The following is an 18159-nucleotide window of genomic DNA, read 5'->3' on the forward strand; positions in this document are numbered from 1 at the left end:
TTTTGGGTTATCTGTGTATATTCTGAAATCTAAATTCTTAAATCTTCTTAGACAATCCAAAGTTATCCTTGCGCCACTTTTATTTTTATCTTTTAACACGGTAAATACGCAACTTCAGGCAGCGCCTCAAAGCCAACTTTCTAGGACCACCTTTGAAACCACACTGAAAAATGGTTTAAAAGTGATTATCCGTGAAGATCATCGTTCACCAATTGTTATGACCCAAATCTGGTACGGCGTGGGAAGTAGTGATGAGTCTGGTAATGTACTTGGTATTTCACATGTGCTTGAACATATGATGTTTAAAGGAACCAAAAAAGTTCCTGATGATGAGTTTGCACGCTTGAGTCGAATTTATGGTGGCCGCACCAACGCCGCCACATATACAAATTACACCAACTATTATCAGCTTTACCCCAAGAAATATTTTCCATTGGCTTTGGAACTTGAAGCAGACCGTATGACAAATCTGGTCCTCAAACAACAAGACTTTGATCCTGAAATCAAAGTGGTGATGGAGGAAAGACGACAACGGACTGATGATAATCCACGAAATCTAGCCTACGAACGTTTTAAATGGATCGCCTATCCAACCAGTCACCATCGTCAACCAGTGATTGGCTTTATGAAAAACCTACAGAATATTCGTCTGGATGATCTTAAACATTGGTATCAAACTTGGTACACCCCCAATAATGCGACCTTGGTCATTGTGGGAGATGTCAATGCAGAACAGGCACTTAAACAGGTTGAAAAATATTTTGCAGCAATTCCCAAAAAGGAACTTCCTGACCGTAATGATGTTTTAGAGTTTGATCGAATAGGGTATCGGCACATGGAAGTGCAGTTGCCAGTACAAGTCCCCAACTTGTTTATGGCTTGGAATGTCAAATCCATTGCCACAGCAAAAAACCCACAAGATGCTTACGCACTAACCATTATCCAGTCCTTACTGGATGGTGGAATCTCCGCACGCTTACAAGACCGTCTGATTCGAGATAAAAAAGTGCTGACCGCAATCAGTGTCAGCTATGACCCCTATAATCGCGGCGACAGTTTATTTATGATCTCCGCGATCCCAAGTGATGATGTTTCTCTGGATGAGGCACAAAAAGCGATTGAAAAAGAGATGAATTTATTTAAAACAGAATTGGTCAATCAAGCAGAACTCGATCGTGTCAAAAACAACTTCGTTTCAAATTTAATCTATAGTCAGGATGATATTGGTGGGCAAGCCAATATGATTGGGAATTTGGAAGTAAACGGCCTAAGTTTTCGTTTAATGGATGAGTTACCCAAACATTATGACAAAGTGACACCACAAGATTTACAACGAATTGCCAATATTTATTTTGTCAAAGCCAATCTGAGTAGTTTGTATTTAATGCCTGAAAGTACAAAAGAATAAAAAAGGATCTCTCATGAATTTTAATCCATTCTCGACCTATTCGATAAAAATACCGCTGTTTATGTGCATCAGCTTACTCTACTCCCCCCTTAACCATGCGGAGGTTGAATTAGACAATCATGATGAAACAGATGCGGTTATAGATGATTCAGCACTTAAAGCAAATTCGACCTTACAGAGCTTAAAAAATTTAGATAAACATCAACAGTACCAAGCGCCCTTTGTTCAAGACCTCTCCAACAACCAAAAAGTCAGAACACTGTTTGTTTCAGCCACTGACCTACCTATTGTGGATATTCAACTCACCTTTAATGCAGGTTCCTCACAGGATGAAGTACTAGGAAAAGGTTTGTATGGTATGGCAAATATGGCAGCCAAACTGATTACTGAAGGTACAGATCAATATACAGCAAAAGAAATCGCGTCTACATTTGAAGGATTAGGCGCTCAATTTAGCGTTACCGCGTACCGTGATATGTTTGTGGTTCGACTTCGGGTCTTGTCAGATCCTGAAAAATTAAACCCTGCCATCAATACCATGTTGCATGTGCTGAATCATGCACAATTTAATCCATCGGGTTTAAATCTTGTGCTAAATAATACCAAGGTTGGGCAAAAGCAAATCCAAGAAAATCCAAGTCGGATTATGAATATTCGCTTTTATCGTGCGTTATATGGACAACATCCTTATGCCGAACCCACTGTAGGGACCAATGGGAGCCTTAAAAAAATTACCCCAGAACTACTTAGGGCTTATCGACAGAAACTACTTGTTGCCCAAAACATGAATATTGCGATTACTGGTAATTTAACTGCAGCCGATGCAACCCAACTGGCCAATTTAATCAGTCAAAATCTAACCCAAGGTGAAGCTGCACAAGCACTTCCTGAACCACAAGATCAAAGTGATTTTAATATCCATTACATTCCATTCAACTCAACACAAGCAAATGTGATGATGGGACACTTGGCTATTCAGCGCAGCGATCCTGATCGTGTTGCATTAGAAGTTGCCAATCAAATGTTTGGCGGAAGCGGATTTAATTCCATTTTAATGAAAGAACTTCGGGTTAAACGGGGTTATACCTATGGAGCATATAGTAATTTGACCTCCACATTGGCTCAGGGTTTTTTTAGTTTGAGTTATTCCACTGAACAAAATCAATTGATGGACAGTATCAAAGTTGCACATCAAGCCTTACGTGATTTTGTAAAAAATCCAATCCAAAGAAAACAGCTCGAAGAAACCAAAGAAGGTATGTTACGTTCATTTCCAATGACCTTTAGTTCCAATGCCAATATCAATGCCCAAATCGCATCGATTGGTTTTTATCAACTTCCTGCGGATTATTTGACCCAATATCAAAAGCAATTGAGCCAAGTCACCACCAAGCAAGTCCAAAAAGCCATTCAAAAACATATTCGTGCGGATCGTCTCACCTTGGTTGTTGTTGCACCAACACTGGATCAGAATGAATTAAAAGACATGTTAAGTGCTGATTTAGCCAACCCAGATCAATCCAGTACAAATCAAAACAAGCAAGTGGATACGCAAGCCATGCCAGATGTCCCGACATTGATCATTCAAAAAACAATTCGTCCGCAAGCGGAATCAACCAAATGAGTATTATCAGTTATTGTGGATCTTTACTATCCACCGCAGGATATCGTTTTACTTGTTGATTTTCAAAATGATAGGCACGTAGTAGGCGTAAATATTCAACCACATAAATACGATCTTGGCGGCGCAATTGATTGGCAATTTTTTGCGTCTTAGGATTGGCGGCTTGTTGTGAATATTGCATCACATATTTGTATTGATCTGGATTAATTGGCCGTGTTAAAGCCAATGTTGCAAGAAAAATCATCAGTGCGATGATCACAACAACAAAAGAATTCAAGATTTTTTCCACAGGAAATGAATAGAATAATTTTTGAAAATAATCTTTGAATTTTTGCATGAACTACCTCTAATTACAGATAGTTTATCATCCTGACCATAAAAATATAGGGCTTTCTTCAAGACAGCTGAAGATCGGTTGTAAGATGATCTTTAAGATCAAAATTGCGAGAACGACAGTGCTTAAATATTCTCCCCACAGATATCATCGCCTGTCGATATGAAATTTAAAGCCCTCTTCTCTTATTCAAGAAAAGGGCTTGAGCCAAGTTAAATAACGCGTGAATCATTTCTATATCGTGCCAATTAAAGGATCGTTGCACGTAAGAATGCGAAATATAAAATAATCGCGATTATTGCCAAAGCAATACTGACAGCAAAGATACTCACTCCCCCCTCTGCATGTGCAGGATGCAAATCATCATCATCAGCAAGACGCCTTAATTCACCATCATAGATTCGATAAAAGCCTGCTTTTTGCACTGGATTTAAGTTTCGGGTATAATCGTACACGCGTTTACGCTGGGCTAAACAATAATCCCCAAGATGGATTTCTTGATGATAAATTGCCTCATCCAGTTGTTTACGGTGATACTGAGCTAATTCTACGATCTGAGACTCAGCAGCGGGTACATCAAAAATAAAGCCATCTATAGTGTTTGTCATTTTGCTCTCCCTTTGTCTTAATTCTCATATTGATTTTAATAAATATTATTTCTGATTAATGTTTAATCATGTAATCTTATCTTCGTCAAGCATAGATTTCAAATCGCTTGACAAACAAGGCTAATTGTAATATTAGTTTAATAAAGTTAAGTTAGATTAGTTAAGTATAAGCTCCGTTGGGGAGCTATGTTAAAAGATCATAATTACAATAAGGAGTTATATATGATTCATCAAATCTCTCACCAAGACTTAGAACATGTTTATGCAGATGCTGTAAATACAATCCAGTGTGAAATGAACTTTGTAGAAGCGGTAAAAGCATTAGAAGATGCGGCGAAAGCTGGTCATGGTAAAGCAGCAATGTTTCTTGCAGAACTTTACTACCAAGGTTTCCGCGTTGAACGTGATTCTCTAAAAGCCCAATATTGGCAAAAGATGGCAACCATGCAAGCATAATAAAACGTCACCTAGGTGGCGTTTTTTTAACCCCTATCTTTTTATTTTTTAATAAATCATTACGCTTTCAATACATTTTTTATTGTTTTAATAAATGCTTACGATTGAGCATAAAGCACCAACAGTTCTTATAAGAATTTCAACTACAATAGGCAATGTACTAAATAAGATTGTTAATTATGAAAAAGTATATTCATCTTCAGCCCATTTCGAATGAATTGTTTATTAAAATTTCTATTTTAAAATCACTCATGTATTGTGGTGTACTTTGGGGACTTTACCATGATGGCTGGGCAATGAAGTCTGGTTCAAATGAAGTTTATTTTCCTTTTTGGCTAAACGCTGTTCAAGCCCATCAGTATGCAAAGATTCATTGGCCTCACTACACCCCTCGCAGAATAACACCTAAAGATTTTAGAGAATCGCTGTTACCTACGTTGACACGGCTCAATATCATGCCTGCATTGTTTAATTCCTCATCTCGAAAATTTAAACTCTCAACCTCTCAAATGGAACATTTCTTTTTTCATAGTCATGTTCAATTTCAACCGGCTTAAAGGCGAAGATATATTTTTAGCGGTTTAAAATTGCTGTAAAAAATAAACTTTATATTTTATGACTGCAAAGTATTTGCAAAGTTAAAAAATACAGTTAAGTTAAAGGTGTGCAGATTGGTAAGCACCCTAGAAAAGGAAGAATAATTATGACGACAGTAGCACAAGTAATCCAAGATAAGATTGGTCGTGAAATTTATACGATTTCACCCTCTGCCACAGTATTAGAAGCCATTACACTTATGGCAAACAAAGGTATTGGTGCTGTGGTTGTCACTCAAGATACAAAGGTCGTCGGAATCCTCTCAGAACGCGACTATACGCGTAAAATTGCCCTTATGCAGCGTACCTCTGACCATACAACGGTCGCTGAAATTATGACGTCTAGAGTGATTTCTGTGACACGTGGCCATACGGTTGAAGAATGTTTAAATTTAATGACTGACGGACACTTACGCCATTTACCTGTGATTGAAGGTGAAACGCTGGTTGGATTTGTTTCTATTGGTGATTTAGTCAAAGCCACCATGGAAGATCAACGAAAATTGATTGAACAGTTAAGACAATATATTTCAGGTTAAGTGACATTATAAAAATATAACCCTCCATGTGGAGGGTTTTTTATTGCGTATAGAAAATTGGCAGCTCAGCTTGCATGTAAAACCATTTTAAATTTCAAGACAATAGAAATAATCACCTGCTTTGAGTTGCATGTCTTCATTTATCACGGGGATAAACAATCGAGTTCATTAAACGAAAGCTAAGACTGAATTTCAAATTTAACCATAAAATAAAAAAACCTAGCCAAAGCTAGGTTTTTAAATCAAATCAATTTTTTATCAGTTTAGATTTAACTTTTCAGCAACATAGTCGGCATCTTTATCACCACGCCCAGAAAGGTTTACAACAATTTTGATTTCTTTCGCTAATTTAGGCGCTTCACGAATTGCCCACGCCACAGCATGAGAACTTTCCAATGCAGGAACAATCCCTTCTACGCGTGAAAGGGTCATAAACGCATCTAAACACTCTTGATCTGTTGCTGTAGAATATTCCACACGACCTAAATCTTTTAAGAAGCTATGTTGAGGGCCTACACCTGGATAATCCAAACCAGATGCAATCGAGTGCACAGGCAATGGTGCACCCTGTTCATCCTCTAGTACATAACAAGCCATACCATGAATCTGACTTGGCTTTCCTAAAGTCAATGTTGCTGAATGCTGTTGAGTATCCAGACCATGACCTGCAGGTTCCACACCAACCAGTTTAACCTCTGCATCATTTAAAAATGCCGTGAATGCGCCAATTGCATTTGAGCCACCGCCAACACAAGCAACCACATAATCTGGTTGTGCGCCAAAGCGATCTTGGGTTTGAACTTTAATTTCATTGCCGATAATAGATTGGAAATCACGTACCATTTTTGGGAAAGGATGCGGCCCAACCACAGAACCAATCGCATAAATAAAGTTTTTAGGGTCTTTTAAATACTCTTTAAATGCGCTATCTACAGCATCTTTCAGTGTTGCAGTACCTTGAGTGACTGAAACCAGTTTTGCACCCAAAATCTTCATTTTCACGACATTGGGATGCTCTTTTTCAATATCCACCTGCCCCATATGAATTTCACATGGAATACCAACCAAAGCACATGCGGTTGCAAGTGCAACGCCATGTTGACCAGCACCTGTTTCTGCAATTACTTTGGTTTTACCCATATATTTGGCAAGCAAAGCTTCGCCCAAACAATGGTTAATTTTATGTGCGCCTGTATGATTTAAGTCTTCACGCTTTAAATAGATTTGTGCACCACCCAATTGATCAGAAAGACGTCTTGCATGAAATAAAGGGCTAGGACGACCTACATAGTTGGCAAATAAATCAGCCAATTCATTTTGAAATTCAGGCGTTTTACGAATTTCTTCATATGCAACATTGATTTCATCCATTGCTTCTTTTAAATGAGGTGGAATAAATTGACCACCATATTCACCAAAAAAGCCGTGTTCATTTGGTAATGCAATACCATTTATTTGATGATCCATTTCTTTCCCTATTTAATAAATCAGCCGTTGAATTTATGAATAACAACTTTGCTTTAGAATAATCTATCGTGATAAATATTTCGTCATATCCTCAATGCCTTTCAGGGTCATTGGAAACATATGATCGTCAAATAATTGTTTAATTAATGCGATAGTTTGCGTGTAATGCCAATAACCTTGCTCTTCTGGATTTAACCATGCTGTTTTTTCAAAATGATTGCGTAAGCGACGTAACCATACATCCCCAGCTTCATCATTCATATATTCGACAGAACCACCGACCGATTTCAGCTCATATGGTGCCATACTTGCATCACCTACCACAATTACACGATAGTCTTTACCGTAGGTATTAAATAAATCCCATGTATTCATGCGGGTAGACGAACGACGATGATTATCTTTCCATACATAGTCATATAGACAGTTATGGAAATAGAAATACTCTAAGGTTTTAAATTCAGTTTTTGCCGCACTAAACAATTTTTCACATTGTGCAATGTGCGAATCCATCGATCCACCCACATCAAACAACATCAAGACTTTAATACGGTTACGCCGTTCAGGCACCATTTGTACATCTAAAATGCCCTGTTTGGCAGTTTCATAAATGGTACTGTTGATGTCTAATTCTTCTGCAGCGCCTTGACGAGCAAACTTACGTAAACGACGTAAAGCCATTTGCATTTGTCGAGTACCTAAAATTTGTTCATCATCCAAATTTTGATACTTACGCTGTTCCCAAACTTTTACTGCTGAATTTTTACGACTCGGGCCGCCAATTCTCACGCCTTCAGGATGGTCACCAAAAGCACCAAACGGTGAAGTTCCACCTGTACCGACCATTCGGTTGCCGCCTTGATGTTTTTTGTGTTGTTCACGCAAGCGCTCTTCCAACATCTTCATCAGTTCTTCAAGCGAACCTGCTTTCAGCAATTCAGCACGTTGTTCAGGTGTGAGATGTTTTTCAAGTAACTCTAAATCAAACCAGTCTTTGGGAAGTTTTTGAACTTTGCTGAGCAGATCATCGATATCAAAAGTATGAATACCTTCAAAATAATCTTTCATGGCACGGTCAAATTTGTCAAAGAAGCGTTCATCTTTGACCATGACTGTCTTTACTAGTTGATAAAAATCATCTTGATCGGCAAAAACCAAGCCTTCACTAATTGCTTGGTTGAGATCAATGAGTTCTCGTGTTGAAACTGGAACACCATATTTTCTGAGGGTATAAAATAATCGCACAAACATGTTGCGATCTCCTCATTAACGACGTGACATAAAGGCTAAGCGTTCAAGCAACTGTACATCTTGCTCATTTTTAATCAATGCACCATATAAAGGTGGAATCGCTTTTGATTTATCATGATTACGCAAAATGTCTTCTGGCATATCATCTGCCATTAACAAGCTTAACCAGTCAATCAATTCAGATGTTGAAGGTGGTTTTTTTAAGCCAGGCACTTGGCGTAATTTAAAGAAGACTTGTAATGCTTCTGAAACCAATGTTCCAGAGATATTTGGAAAATGAACTGCGATAATTTCACGCATCGTTGCTTCATCAGGAAATTCAATATAATGGAAAAAACAACGACGTAAAAATGCGTCTGGCAGTTCTTTTTCATTATTTGAAGTAATGATTACGATTGGACGTTGGGTTGCAGTAATGGTTTTGCCTGTTTCATAGACAAAAAATGACATTTTGTCTAATTCATGTAGCAAGTCATTTGGAAATTCAATATCTGCTTTGTCTATTTCATCAATCAACAATACACAGCGTTCTTCGCTGGTAAATGCATCCCACAACTTACCTGGTTTGATGTAGTTTTTAATATCGTAAACACGGTCATCACCCAACTGGCTATCACGTAAACGAGAAACTGCATCATATTCATACAAACCTTGCTGTGCTTTGGTTGTAGATTTAATGTGCCAAGTAATTAATTTAAGACCTAGACTCTCAGCAACTTGTTCAGCCAATAAGGTTTTACCTGTCCCAGGTTCGCCTTTCACCAATAATGGCTTTTGCAATGCTCGAGCTGCTTTTACAGCCAGTTTTAAACTATCCGTTGCGATATACTGTTCAGTACCTGTGAATTGTTGAGAATCGACAGACATAACTTACCTTTATTTTTTATTTAAAGTGGTGAAATATTTTTTGCTACAGCGCTTGCTTGGGTATTTTTCGTGGTTTTGTATTTAGACCAAAAAAATCCAATGACTAAACCAATACCCATGACAAATGTAATTAAGGCAAGATTTGACCAAATCAATGGTGAATCCTTGGTCAGAATACCAAATAACAGTCCAAATATTGCTGGCGCAATCGCTGAGTTTGGTCCTTCAGAAATGGTCGGGGTTGCAAGAACGGCAAATACAATGATCCATGTAATACCGCCAAGTGGCGATGGCAATCGTTTTGAAATGGAATACCAGCACCATAAAATCAACAGCGTCCCAAGAATATAGACGGTTATTGCGATATTATCTTCTGGGATAGCATCAAATAGATCTAAAAAATTTGCCCATATTCCTGATAACTGATCAAGCACCACGTAATCCCTCTGGTTCAACCGCATTTGGGTTAATTAAACCTTCTGGCGGCATTTGAATAAAGAAGCCTTTTGTATTGAGTGAATCGATTACATGTAACACATTTACACGTGCCAAAGGTCGAGCTTCGCTCAGTTCAAGATGCATTACATGCGTTGCACGACCGAAGGCAACACGTAGTGGCTCAGAAAGAGCCGCTAAGGGATCTGCACTTTCGTCTGTATTTGGATGATTTGGGCGAGCCACATAAAGATACATTTCATCTTTTTTGCTCGATTTATAAATATCACAATGCATTTTAAACAACAGCTTCAGTAAAACTTAGTTGACAGCATACATGAAAAAAACGACGGATACATTATCGAAAGTTAACGCATCAGTCGTTATTTATGTCCAATTGCTAAATCTTTGATCAACAATAACGCAGTAAGCTTTCTTGGCTATTGATGATTATTCATCTAAACAACAACAGCAACAGCCGCTATTCATTGACCTTCATCTGCATACTTAAAAACTTAATATCTTCTTGTAACAGATGGATAAGTGGCTGGGTAAGTAATTCATAGCGCCACCCCAACAAATAACCGGGTAAATCCTGTTCATTGCCATGAAATACCACATGATGATACAAGGCATTTAACCATTTTTTACGCATAAGTACTTCTTTAGGTACTTGCATTTCAAATGAAACCTGAGAAATTAACTCATCCACTTCAAGGGTGATTCCCTGAGAAGAATGCTTGATTGGTCGTGCAATACGCAGTGGCCATTCATCGGTTTCAGGCAGAAACTTCAATAAATCTAAAATTGTTTTTCCATGTTCACGCACAATATTTGGACGTATTCCCTTCACAGAGGACAATTGAAAATTATTTTTAGGATTGACTTCAACCAAATCAATCATCGTGGCATTTTTTAGAATAAAGCTACGTGGTTGATTGAGTGCTTTGACCATTTCTTCACGCCAAACACTTAATTGTTGCAATTGCATCAATTGTTTTCTGGAATGACGATAATTACCAATATCACAATATAATTTTTCTTTTGGTGTTTCTGAAGCGATTTCAAAGGTTAAATTTTGACAATCTTCAAGCACATGTGAGTATAAGCTTTTCTCGACCAATTCAGCTTTTACTTTTTCAGCCAGACGCATAATGTATAAAACATCATTAGCGGCATAATTCATTTGTTCATCTGTTAACGGTCGAGCCAGCCAATCTGAACGTGTTTGATCTTTATCAATATCAATCTCTAACACCAATTTCAATGCATTTTGATAACTGACTTGTAGACCATGTCCTAAAAAAGACAACCCCACTTGGGTATCGAAGACATTTTTCAGATTTTTCTGATCTGCATAATGATAAATGAGATCAATATCTTCTCCACAAGCATGAAAAATATTTTGCTGTGCTTGAAAAAGTTGAAACCAAAAGCGATCTAAATTTAAGGTTGTGCCGTCGAGCAAAAATACTTGACCATTGACATTAATTTGGAATACACCGAGTTTTGGCCAAAGTGTGTCGACTTTAATAAATTCAGTGTCTAGACCATAAGTCGAGGTATGTTGCATCAAGTTCAACACATGTTCGAGATCGGTCTGTTGATTAATAAATTGAAACATGTCAGTTTAAGTCAAAATGTTACATTCAAATGAAATATGATTTTACCTTAATATATAAAATTTAAATATAATATTTTTAAACTAATTCTCCGTAAACACCTTATTTTTCAATAAAGTTTCTTGTGAATATTTATTTTATATATAGGTTTTACAACTTAATAAAAGTATATTTTAAAGTAATAAATAACATGGCTAATCATTGCTTTAGTTTGAGTTTACCTAAAAAATTTAGATTGAATGTAAATAATTTTTAAATGAGACAGAGTTTGTTGATCTTTTAATCGTTATCGCATTTACGCTAAACACCCAAGCTCAACAAACTCTAAATGGTACCAAGTCTAAGATCGCTATTTCATTCTCATGCGATTATGAACAGCCTGACTCAATGTATGACTATCCACATATTCCAATTCACCACCTTGTGGAACACCTTGTGCGATTCGTGTCATTTGCAAAGACAAATGTTTTGTCGCCTCTACAAGATAATGCGCAGTCGCTTGCCCTTCTACTGTCGCATTGGTGGCTAAAATTACTTCAGTAATTTTACCATCGGTTAAACGCTGCACTAAATATGGAATACCTATTTCTTCAGGACCAATACCATCTAAAGGCGACAAATGCCCACCCAATACATGATATTTGCCTCTAAAGCTACCAGACTGTTCTATTGCCATTACATCTGCAGGAGACTCAACCACACAAAGCAGCTGATCATCCCGATCATTTGAGCAACAAATATCACAGACTTCATTTTCAGTTAAAGAATGACAAACACTACACTCATGAATATAGGAAGTTGCTTCATTTAGCGCATGCGCCAAACCAATAGCACCTTCTTTATTTTTCATGATCAGATGGAGTGCCATACGTTGAGCCGATTTCGGCCCAACACTGGGTAAGATTCGTAAAGCTTGTACGAGTTGATCAAAACGGTCGCTAAACACCTATGATTCCTTAGAACAAACCTGAAAGACCTGGTGGTAAACCCATACCTGAATTGGCTTCTTTCATCTTCGCTTCTGTAATGACTTCAGCTTGGCGAGCCGCGTCATTCATTGCTGCTGCAATCAAGTCTTCAATCATATCTGGATCGTCTTGTAACAAATCTGGACTGATTTCGATACGCTTAACAACATTACGGCAAGTCATTGTTACTTTTACCAAACCGCCACCAGCTTCAGCATTCACTTCAGTTTGGGCAAGTTGTTCTTTTGCCTTTTTAACGTTGCTTTCCATATCTTTCTGCATACGTTGCGCTTGCTGCATAAGCATATTAATGTTCATAAAATACTCCGAACAAAAGTCCTAAATTAAATCTCTGTCTTGCACTTTCATGACTAGTTTTTTAAAAGCCTAGAAGAAAATGAAAGAAACTGTTTTGCAAATTTTGCTTATCTTAAATTAAATCTAATCCATGAGAAAGGTCACGGATAATATCATCGACATCTTCTAAGCCAACAGACAAACGGATTAAACCTTCACGAATACCCGCTGCTGCTTTTGCTTCAGGAGAAAGCTTACCATGAGTCGTTGTTGCTGGATGGGTAATTGTTGACTTAGCATCACCTAGATTACCTGTAATCGAGATAAATTGTGTATGGTCAATAACTTTCCAAGCACCTTCTCGTTCACCTTTTACTTCAAAAGAAACGATTCCACCAAAACCAGTTTGTTGTTTGGCTGCTAACTCATGCCCAACATGATCTGCTAAGCCAGCAAAATAAACCTTTTCCACTTTTGGATGAGCAACCAGCCACTCGGCAATTTTTTGTGCACTTTCAGAATGCGCTTTCATACGCAGTCTTAAGGTTTCTAAACCTTTCAAAAAGACCCATGCATTGAATGGGCTCATCGATGGGCCAGTGGTACGAACATAACCAAATACTTCTTCAAGTAATTTGTGACTACCGACCACAGCACCACCCAGTGCACGACCTTGTCCATCTAGATATTTGGTGGCAGAGTAAATCACTAAATCTGCACCAAATTGTAATGGACGCTGCAAAATTGGTGTGCAAAAACTATTATCAATCGCCAATAAAGCATCATTTGCATGTGCTAAATCTGATAATGCTTGAATATCTGCGACTTCAGCCAAGGGATTTGATGGTGACTCAACAAATAGTAATCGAGTTTCAGGACGGACCGCGTCTTGCCAAGCGGTTAAATCAGTTAAATCAACAAAAGTCACTGCGACATTAAATTTAGCAACATATTTTTCAAATAATGAAACTGTAGAACCAAAAACAGCACGTGAACAAATCACATGATCGCCTGCTTTTAAGAACGACATTGCAACGGCCATAATTGCAGCCATACCTGAACTTGTTGCCACAGCGCGCTCACCACCTTCTAGTGCAGCTAAACGCGTTTCAAACATTGCTACAGTTGGATTGGTAAAACGTGAATAAATATTACCTGGTTCAGCACCAGAGAATTTTGCTGCTGCTTCCGCTGCATTTTCATACACAAATGACGAAGTGAGGAAAATTGGCTCACTATGTTCACCTTCAAAACTGCGTGTATGACCTGTACGAATCGCTAAAGTATCAAGTTGGTATTCAATGTCGTCGTGCTGGCTCATTTCAACTACTCAGTCCAAAAACTGCCTTTGTAAAATATTGCCAACATTTTGAGCGCCCTATGTATTTAAGGTCAAGGTAAAATCGTAAATTATCACATACACTTCGCTTAAATCTGCATAAAAATGAGACAATCACCGCTTATGACACAAGTATCAGCTAAGTTCCAACAGCGCAAATCCAAATTGAAGAATCTAACTACTCGTATCTTCAATGGTAAGTCATTGGTTTTATCTCAAAGTACCCCTTATGAAATTATTGCGGAGCATCATCGAACCAAAGTGCGTTACTACGCAGCTGCTGAAAAAAAATTTAAGGAACCTTTGGTTTTTACAGCGCCATTGTCAATCAATATGGCAATTTACGACCTCTACCCTTATCGTTCACTTATCAAATATTTTACTGAACAAGGCTATGATGTGTATTTATTGGATTGGGGAAAACTCAGTTATCAAGATCGCAACTTAAACTTTTTATATTTTATTGATGAAGCTATGCCGTTATGCATTAATAAAATTCGAGAACATGCTCAAAGTGAGCAAATCTCATTGCATGGCTGGAGCATGGCCGGCATTTTTGTATTACTTTACACGGCATTACGTCAACCCAATTATGTTAAAAACTTAATTATACTGGCCAGCCCAATTGACAGTTATGCATCGGGTGGTATCGGTAAACTTTATCAAAAAATAAATAATCTGATTATAAAGAATCAAAAACTCAAAGATACTTTATATAAAGGTGGTTTACCGAAAAAACTGATCCATACCCCGGGCTTACTCAATGCCATTGGTTTTAAGATTTTAGATCCAAAGGGTTGGTATGAGGGGCATAAACAATTGTTGCTAAATTTAGACGACAAAGAGCTCTTACATGAACACGCTACCCTTGGAAATTTTTTAAACCACATGGTGGATTACCCCGGTGGTGTCAATCAAGACATGTTATTTAATGTTTGGCTGCAAAATCCACTGAAAAATGGGGCAATTCAGCTCAGTAACCACAAAATTGAACTTCGCAATATCGACTGTTCATTGATGATTGGGGCTGGAAAAAATGATCAAATGGTCACCGCAGATGCAGTTAAGCCTTTAAGCGAATTGACAAAGAGTAGTGATGTCACGTTTACTCTTATTCCTGGGGGACATTTAGGGCTAATGTCTAGTCAAAAAAGTGCAGATGAATTTTGGCCTACACTGTCCAGATGGTTAGAACAAAGATCGACAAAAATTTAAGAGATAGATATGAAGACTACAGTTGCATTTATTGGTTTAGGCGCAATGGGCTATCGTATGGCAGCACATTTACCCAAACATTTTGATACCGTATATGTGTGGAATCGAAATATTGCAAAGGCCAAGCAACATGCAACTGAGTTTGGTACTCAAGCTGTCGAACTCGATCAAGCGGTGCAAGCTGATATTATTTTTTCATGTTTACCAACCAGTCAAGATATTGATGATTTAATCCAAAATTTAAAGATCAAAAATGGCGCGATTTGGGTCGATTGTACCAGTGGTGTACCTGATGCTGCGCGTAAACAGTCTGAGTATCTTCTCAAAAATAATATTCACTTCTTGGATGCACCTGTAAGTGGTCAAACCATTGGCGCTGAAAATGCAACACTGACCTTTATGGTCGGCGGTGCGGCAGAAGCGTTTCAAATTGCCCTACCTGCAATGCAAGCGATGGGTAAATTAATTAAACGTGTTGGTGACTCTGGTGCAGGCTTTGCTGTAAAAGCTGTAAATAATATGATGATGGCGGTTCATTTATGTGCTGCCGCTGAAGGATTTACCACCCTGAAAGCACATGGGGTAGATTTAAATGAAGCGCTTGATTGTATCAATGCATCCAGTGGTAAAAGTGGTGTGACTGAAACTGCACTACCGCAACGTATCCTCAATCGTAGCTTTCCACTGACCTTTGCTTTACCCTTATTGGCAAAAGATACAGGTATTGCCATTGATTTAGTTCGTGATGCAAGATTATCAGCACCTATTCTTGGTTTAACACAAAGCTTAATTACCGCAGCCAATAGTCTTTCAGAGCCTGATAGCGATTTTTCTACCGCGGTAAAAATGTATGAATCATGGAGCAAAATTACATTAGATTAATTTTTCGTCATTGAATAATCACAACTAAACCTTATAATCACATTAAGTGACATGTAAATATGTCAATTTCGAGGTCGTATCATGAATAAATATGTAATTGCTACACTTTCTAGTTTATCTATTTTAGTCGCTAGTCACGCTTTTGCTGATAACACCCAAGAATGTAAAAAATTGCAAGATGATTACAATGTCATTTATGCATCAAAAGGGTTCTGTTTTAAAGATCCTGAAGCAAAAGCAAAATATAATAATGACAATTGTTATACAAGTAAGCCTAAATTTTCTGAAAAAGAGCAGCAAAAACTTGACTCTATCAAGGAACGTCAGAAAGAATTGAACTGTAAATAATCACATTCACACCTTCAAGGAAATAAACATGGCTTATGATGATCAGAATATATTTGCACGAATTTTACGTGGTGAACTTCCTGCAATTAAAGTTTATGAAGATGATCATGTGCTTGCATTTATGGATATCATGCCGCAAGCCGATGGGCATACCCTGATTATTCCGAAGACTCCAGCTGTGACATTGCTCGACTTAGATCCTGAAATTGCAGCTTATACAATCAAGATTGTGCAAAAAATAGCGCAAGCAATTGAAACAGCTTTGGATGCTCAAGGTATTGTATTGATGCAACTTTCTGGAGCTGCTGCTGGACAAACTGTACCTCATGTACACTTTCATTTGATTCCGAGCTCGGTGCATGAATTAGGTCGTCATGCTATTCAAATGGGTGATCAGGAAAAAATTAAAGGGTTTGCTGAAAAAATTAAGGCTGCACTGGCTTAATTAAAAACCTTTTTAGAATCAATGGGGCTAATCAAGCCTCATTTTTTTATTCAAATTACACAAATGTTAAATTCGCGTCATTAAATTGTCATTTTTTCTTCACTGATATGTAACAAAGTTTACAGATACTGCATGCAAGTTAGTAAGTAGTGCACAAACCCACACTTACTGAATAAAAAAAGTAACTGCAAACCCATTGAACATGTTTTGGAGAAATCTCAATGAAAAAAGTGCTACTCGCTGCAGCAATCGCCACCCTTAGCATAAGCGCAGCTCAAGCAGCGCCAACATTGTATGGTAAATTCAACGTAACTTTAGATCAAATTGATAAGAATGGCTTTAAAGACGAAAGCGTAACTAAAGTAAACTCTAACGCTTCTCGTATTGGTGTTAAAGGCGAAGAGAAATTAACAGATAAATTGTCTGCTGTTTACTTGGCAGAATGGCAAATCAGTGCTGATGGTGATGGCGATGCTTTCACTAACCGTAACCGTTTCGTGGGGATTAAATCAGACGGTATCGCAACGTTAAAAGTTGGTCAGTTTGATTCATATTTCAAAAATGCTGCTGGTAACAACCAAGATATCTTCAACGATCACAACGAACTCGATATGACTGCGATTTTAGTTGGTGAAGATCGTTTAAAAAACGTGATCGGTTTTGAAACTGATAAAAAATTATTGGCTGGTTTAGCTTTCAACATCATGTTCCAGCAAGGTGAAGAATCATCTGCTTTAAAAAATGATGCTAAAGGTCAAAAAGGTAGCCGTGATAGTTTCGGTGATGGTATCTCTACATCACTTACTTATGACAACAAAGACTACGGTTTTGCTGCTGCTGTTGCAGGTAACTTCGGTGTTGCATCTAAATATAATGCATATAACTCTGAATTAGGTAGCAACACAATCTACTCTGACGCAATCCGTGTTACAGGTTCTGTAGACTTGAAACCTGCGGGTCTTGATGGCTTAGTATTTGGTGCATTATGGCAAACTGCTAAACCGTCTGATGATACTGTTGCAACCACTTCTGGTACTACAGTAACATCATTCAAAGGCTTGAAAGAAAATGCTTATGGCATCACTGCTGCATATGCAATTCCTTCTACACCGATTAAGCTAAAAGCTGAATATATTTCTGCAACGACAGAACTAGATGGCCGTGATGATCGTAAACAAGACCTTTACGGGATTGGCGCTGATTACAACATCAACAAGCAAGCTCGCTTCTACGGTGTTGTTGGTCAACAAAAGCGTGATTGGTCAACTACATCTACACCAGAGAAAAAGAAAACTGTTATTGGCTTAGGTATGGAATATAACTTCTAATCCGAACCTTTAATAAAAAACGGCAAGTGATCTTGCCGTTTTTTTTCGACTCAATAATTCAAAAGCTCATTTTATAAAATACATATTCATTAGCTGAGTAACCATCATATAAATTTAGCGCTTTTATAAA

General features: G+C 37.9%; 21 protein-coding genes. 10 read left to right on the plus strand and 11 right to left on the minus strand.

Annotated features, from left to right (window positions below; translation table 11 throughout):
- The first annotated feature begins 13 nt into the window (after window positions 1–13).
- Together ACZ5QH_RS12870 and ACZ5QH_RS12875 are read left to right on the plus strand one after the other, a co-directional pair.
- Window positions 14–1408 carry a M16 family metallopeptidase gene (locus ACZ5QH_RS12870; RefSeq protein ID WP_303576811.1) on the plus strand — a complete coding sequence of 465 codons (1395 nt, stop codon included), beginning with the start codon at window positions 14–16 and terminating at the stop codon, window positions 1406–1408.
- A 13-nt stretch (window positions 1409–1421) separates the two neighbouring features.
- Entirely contained in the window at window positions 1422–3032 is a 1611-nt protein-coding gene (locus ACZ5QH_RS12875; RefSeq protein WP_303576810.1) for a M16 family metallopeptidase, read from the plus strand.
- A gap of 10 nt (window positions 3033–3042) precedes the next feature.
- Here the strand turns inward: ACZ5QH_RS12875 and ACZ5QH_RS12880 are convergent, their stop codons facing one another.
- Window positions 3043–3369 carry a hypothetical protein gene (locus ACZ5QH_RS12880; RefSeq protein WP_004822224.1) on the minus strand — a complete coding sequence of 109 codons (327 nt, stop codon included), beginning with the start codon at window positions 3367–3369 and terminating at the stop codon, window positions 3043–3045.
- Window positions 3370–3614: 245 nt separating this feature from the next.
- Window positions 3615–3974: a hypothetical protein gene (locus ACZ5QH_RS12885; RefSeq protein WP_004822225.1), complete on the minus strand. Its 360-nt coding sequence runs from the start codon at window positions 3972–3974 to the stop codon at window positions 3615–3617.
- Window positions 3975–4196: 222 nt separating this feature from the next.
- Between ACZ5QH_RS12885 and ACZ5QH_RS12890 the strand changes: the two genes are divergently transcribed.
- From ACZ5QH_RS12890 to ACZ5QH_RS12900, 3 genes are all read left to right on the plus strand, one after another.
- Entirely contained in the window at window positions 4197–4430 is a 234-nt protein-coding gene (locus ACZ5QH_RS12890) for a hypothetical protein (protein WP_004719607.1), read from the plus strand.
- Between the two features lie 179 nt (window positions 4431–4609).
- On the plus strand, window positions 4610–4987 hold the full coding sequence (locus tag ACZ5QH_RS12895; RefSeq protein ID WP_004719606.1) for a DUF2750 domain-containing protein: 378 nt from the start codon (window positions 4610–4612) through the stop codon (window positions 4985–4987).
- Window positions 4988–5133: 146 nt separating this feature from the next.
- Window positions 5134–5565 carry a CBS domain-containing protein gene (locus tag ACZ5QH_RS12900; protein ID WP_004822228.1) on the plus strand — a complete coding sequence of 144 codons (432 nt, stop codon included), beginning with the start codon at window positions 5134–5136 and terminating at the stop codon, window positions 5563–5565.
- A gap of 258 nt (window positions 5566–5823) precedes the next feature.
- Here the strand turns inward: ACZ5QH_RS12900 and trpB are convergent, their stop codons facing one another.
- The 9 genes from trpB to ACZ5QH_RS12945 form a co-directional block, all read right to left on the minus strand.
- Window positions 5824–7032: a tryptophan synthase subunit beta gene (trpB, locus tag ACZ5QH_RS12905; RefSeq protein ID WP_303576809.1), complete on the minus strand. Its 1209-nt coding sequence runs from the start codon at window positions 7030–7032 to the stop codon at window positions 5824–5826.
- Between the two features lie 63 nt (window positions 7033–7095).
- Complete coding sequence (locus tag ACZ5QH_RS12910; RefSeq protein WP_004822231.1) at window positions 7096–8283, minus strand: vWA domain-containing protein; 1188 nt, start codon at window positions 8281–8283, stop codon at window positions 7096–7098.
- Window positions 8284–8298: 15 nt separating this feature from the next.
- On the minus strand, window positions 8299–9150 hold the full coding sequence (locus ACZ5QH_RS12915) for an AAA family ATPase (RefSeq protein ID WP_303576808.1): 852 nt from the start codon (window positions 9148–9150) through the stop codon (window positions 8299–8301).
- A 20-nt stretch (window positions 9151–9170) separates the two neighbouring features.
- Entirely contained in the window at window positions 9171–9584 is a 414-nt protein-coding gene (locus ACZ5QH_RS12920) for a hypothetical protein (protein ID WP_016539240.1), read from the minus strand.
- Complete coding sequence (locus ACZ5QH_RS12925) at window positions 9577–9882, minus strand: YcgL domain-containing protein (RefSeq protein WP_004822235.1); 306 nt, start codon at window positions 9880–9882, stop codon at window positions 9577–9579. The genes ACZ5QH_RS12920 and ACZ5QH_RS12925 overlap by 8 nt, the downstream gene beginning before the upstream one ends.
- Window positions 9883–10066: 184 nt before the next feature.
- Entirely contained in the window at window positions 10067–11209 is a 1143-nt protein-coding gene (locus tag ACZ5QH_RS12930) for a ribonuclease D (RefSeq protein WP_016539239.1), read from the minus strand.
- A gap of 347 nt (window positions 11210–11556) precedes the next feature.
- Window positions 11557–12153 carry a recombination mediator RecR gene (recR, locus tag ACZ5QH_RS12935; protein WP_004719588.1) on the minus strand — a complete coding sequence of 199 codons (597 nt, stop codon included), beginning with the start codon at window positions 12151–12153 and terminating at the stop codon, window positions 11557–11559.
- Window positions 12154–12163: 10 nt separating this feature from the next.
- Entirely contained in the window at window positions 12164–12493 is a 330-nt protein-coding gene (locus ACZ5QH_RS12940) for a YbaB/EbfC family nucleoid-associated protein (protein WP_004719585.1), read from the minus strand.
- Between the two features lie 112 nt (window positions 12494–12605).
- The gene (locus tag ACZ5QH_RS12945; protein ID WP_004822243.1) at window positions 12606–13793 is read right to left on the minus strand and encodes an O-succinylhomoserine sulfhydrylase; all 1188 of its coding nucleotides are present in this window, start codon (window positions 13791–13793) and stop codon (window positions 12606–12608) included.
- Window positions 13794–13934: 141 nt separating this feature from the next.
- Between ACZ5QH_RS12945 and ACZ5QH_RS12950 the strand changes: the two genes are divergently transcribed.
- From ACZ5QH_RS12950 to ACZ5QH_RS12970, 5 genes are all read left to right on the plus strand, one after another.
- Window positions 13935–15026 carry an alpha/beta fold hydrolase gene (locus ACZ5QH_RS12950; protein ID WP_303576807.1) on the plus strand — a complete coding sequence of 364 codons (1092 nt, stop codon included), beginning with the start codon at window positions 13935–13937 and terminating at the stop codon, window positions 15024–15026.
- A 9-nt stretch (window positions 15027–15035) separates the two neighbouring features.
- Window positions 15036–15908 carry an NAD(P)-dependent oxidoreductase gene (locus tag ACZ5QH_RS12955; RefSeq protein ID WP_303576806.1) on the plus strand — a complete coding sequence of 291 codons (873 nt, stop codon included), beginning with the start codon at window positions 15036–15038 and terminating at the stop codon, window positions 15906–15908.
- A gap of 81 nt (window positions 15909–15989) precedes the next feature.
- Window positions 15990–16256 carry a YARHG domain-containing protein gene (locus ACZ5QH_RS12960; RefSeq protein WP_004719576.1) on the plus strand — a complete coding sequence of 89 codons (267 nt, stop codon included), beginning with the start codon at window positions 15990–15992 and terminating at the stop codon, window positions 16254–16256.
- A gap of 28 nt (window positions 16257–16284) precedes the next feature.
- Window positions 16285–16701 carry an HIT family protein gene (locus ACZ5QH_RS12965; RefSeq protein ID WP_004719575.1) on the plus strand — a complete coding sequence of 139 codons (417 nt, stop codon included), beginning with the start codon at window positions 16285–16287 and terminating at the stop codon, window positions 16699–16701.
- 221 nt (window positions 16702–16922) lie between these two features.
- The gene (locus ACZ5QH_RS12970; RefSeq protein ID WP_004822251.1) at window positions 16923–18029 is read left to right on the plus strand and encodes a porin; all 1107 of its coding nucleotides are present in this window, start codon (window positions 16923–16925) and stop codon (window positions 18027–18029) included.
- The last annotated feature ends 130 nt before the right edge of the window (window positions 18030–18159 follow it).

This window comes from Acinetobacter sp. Ac8, assembly GCF_055392545.1.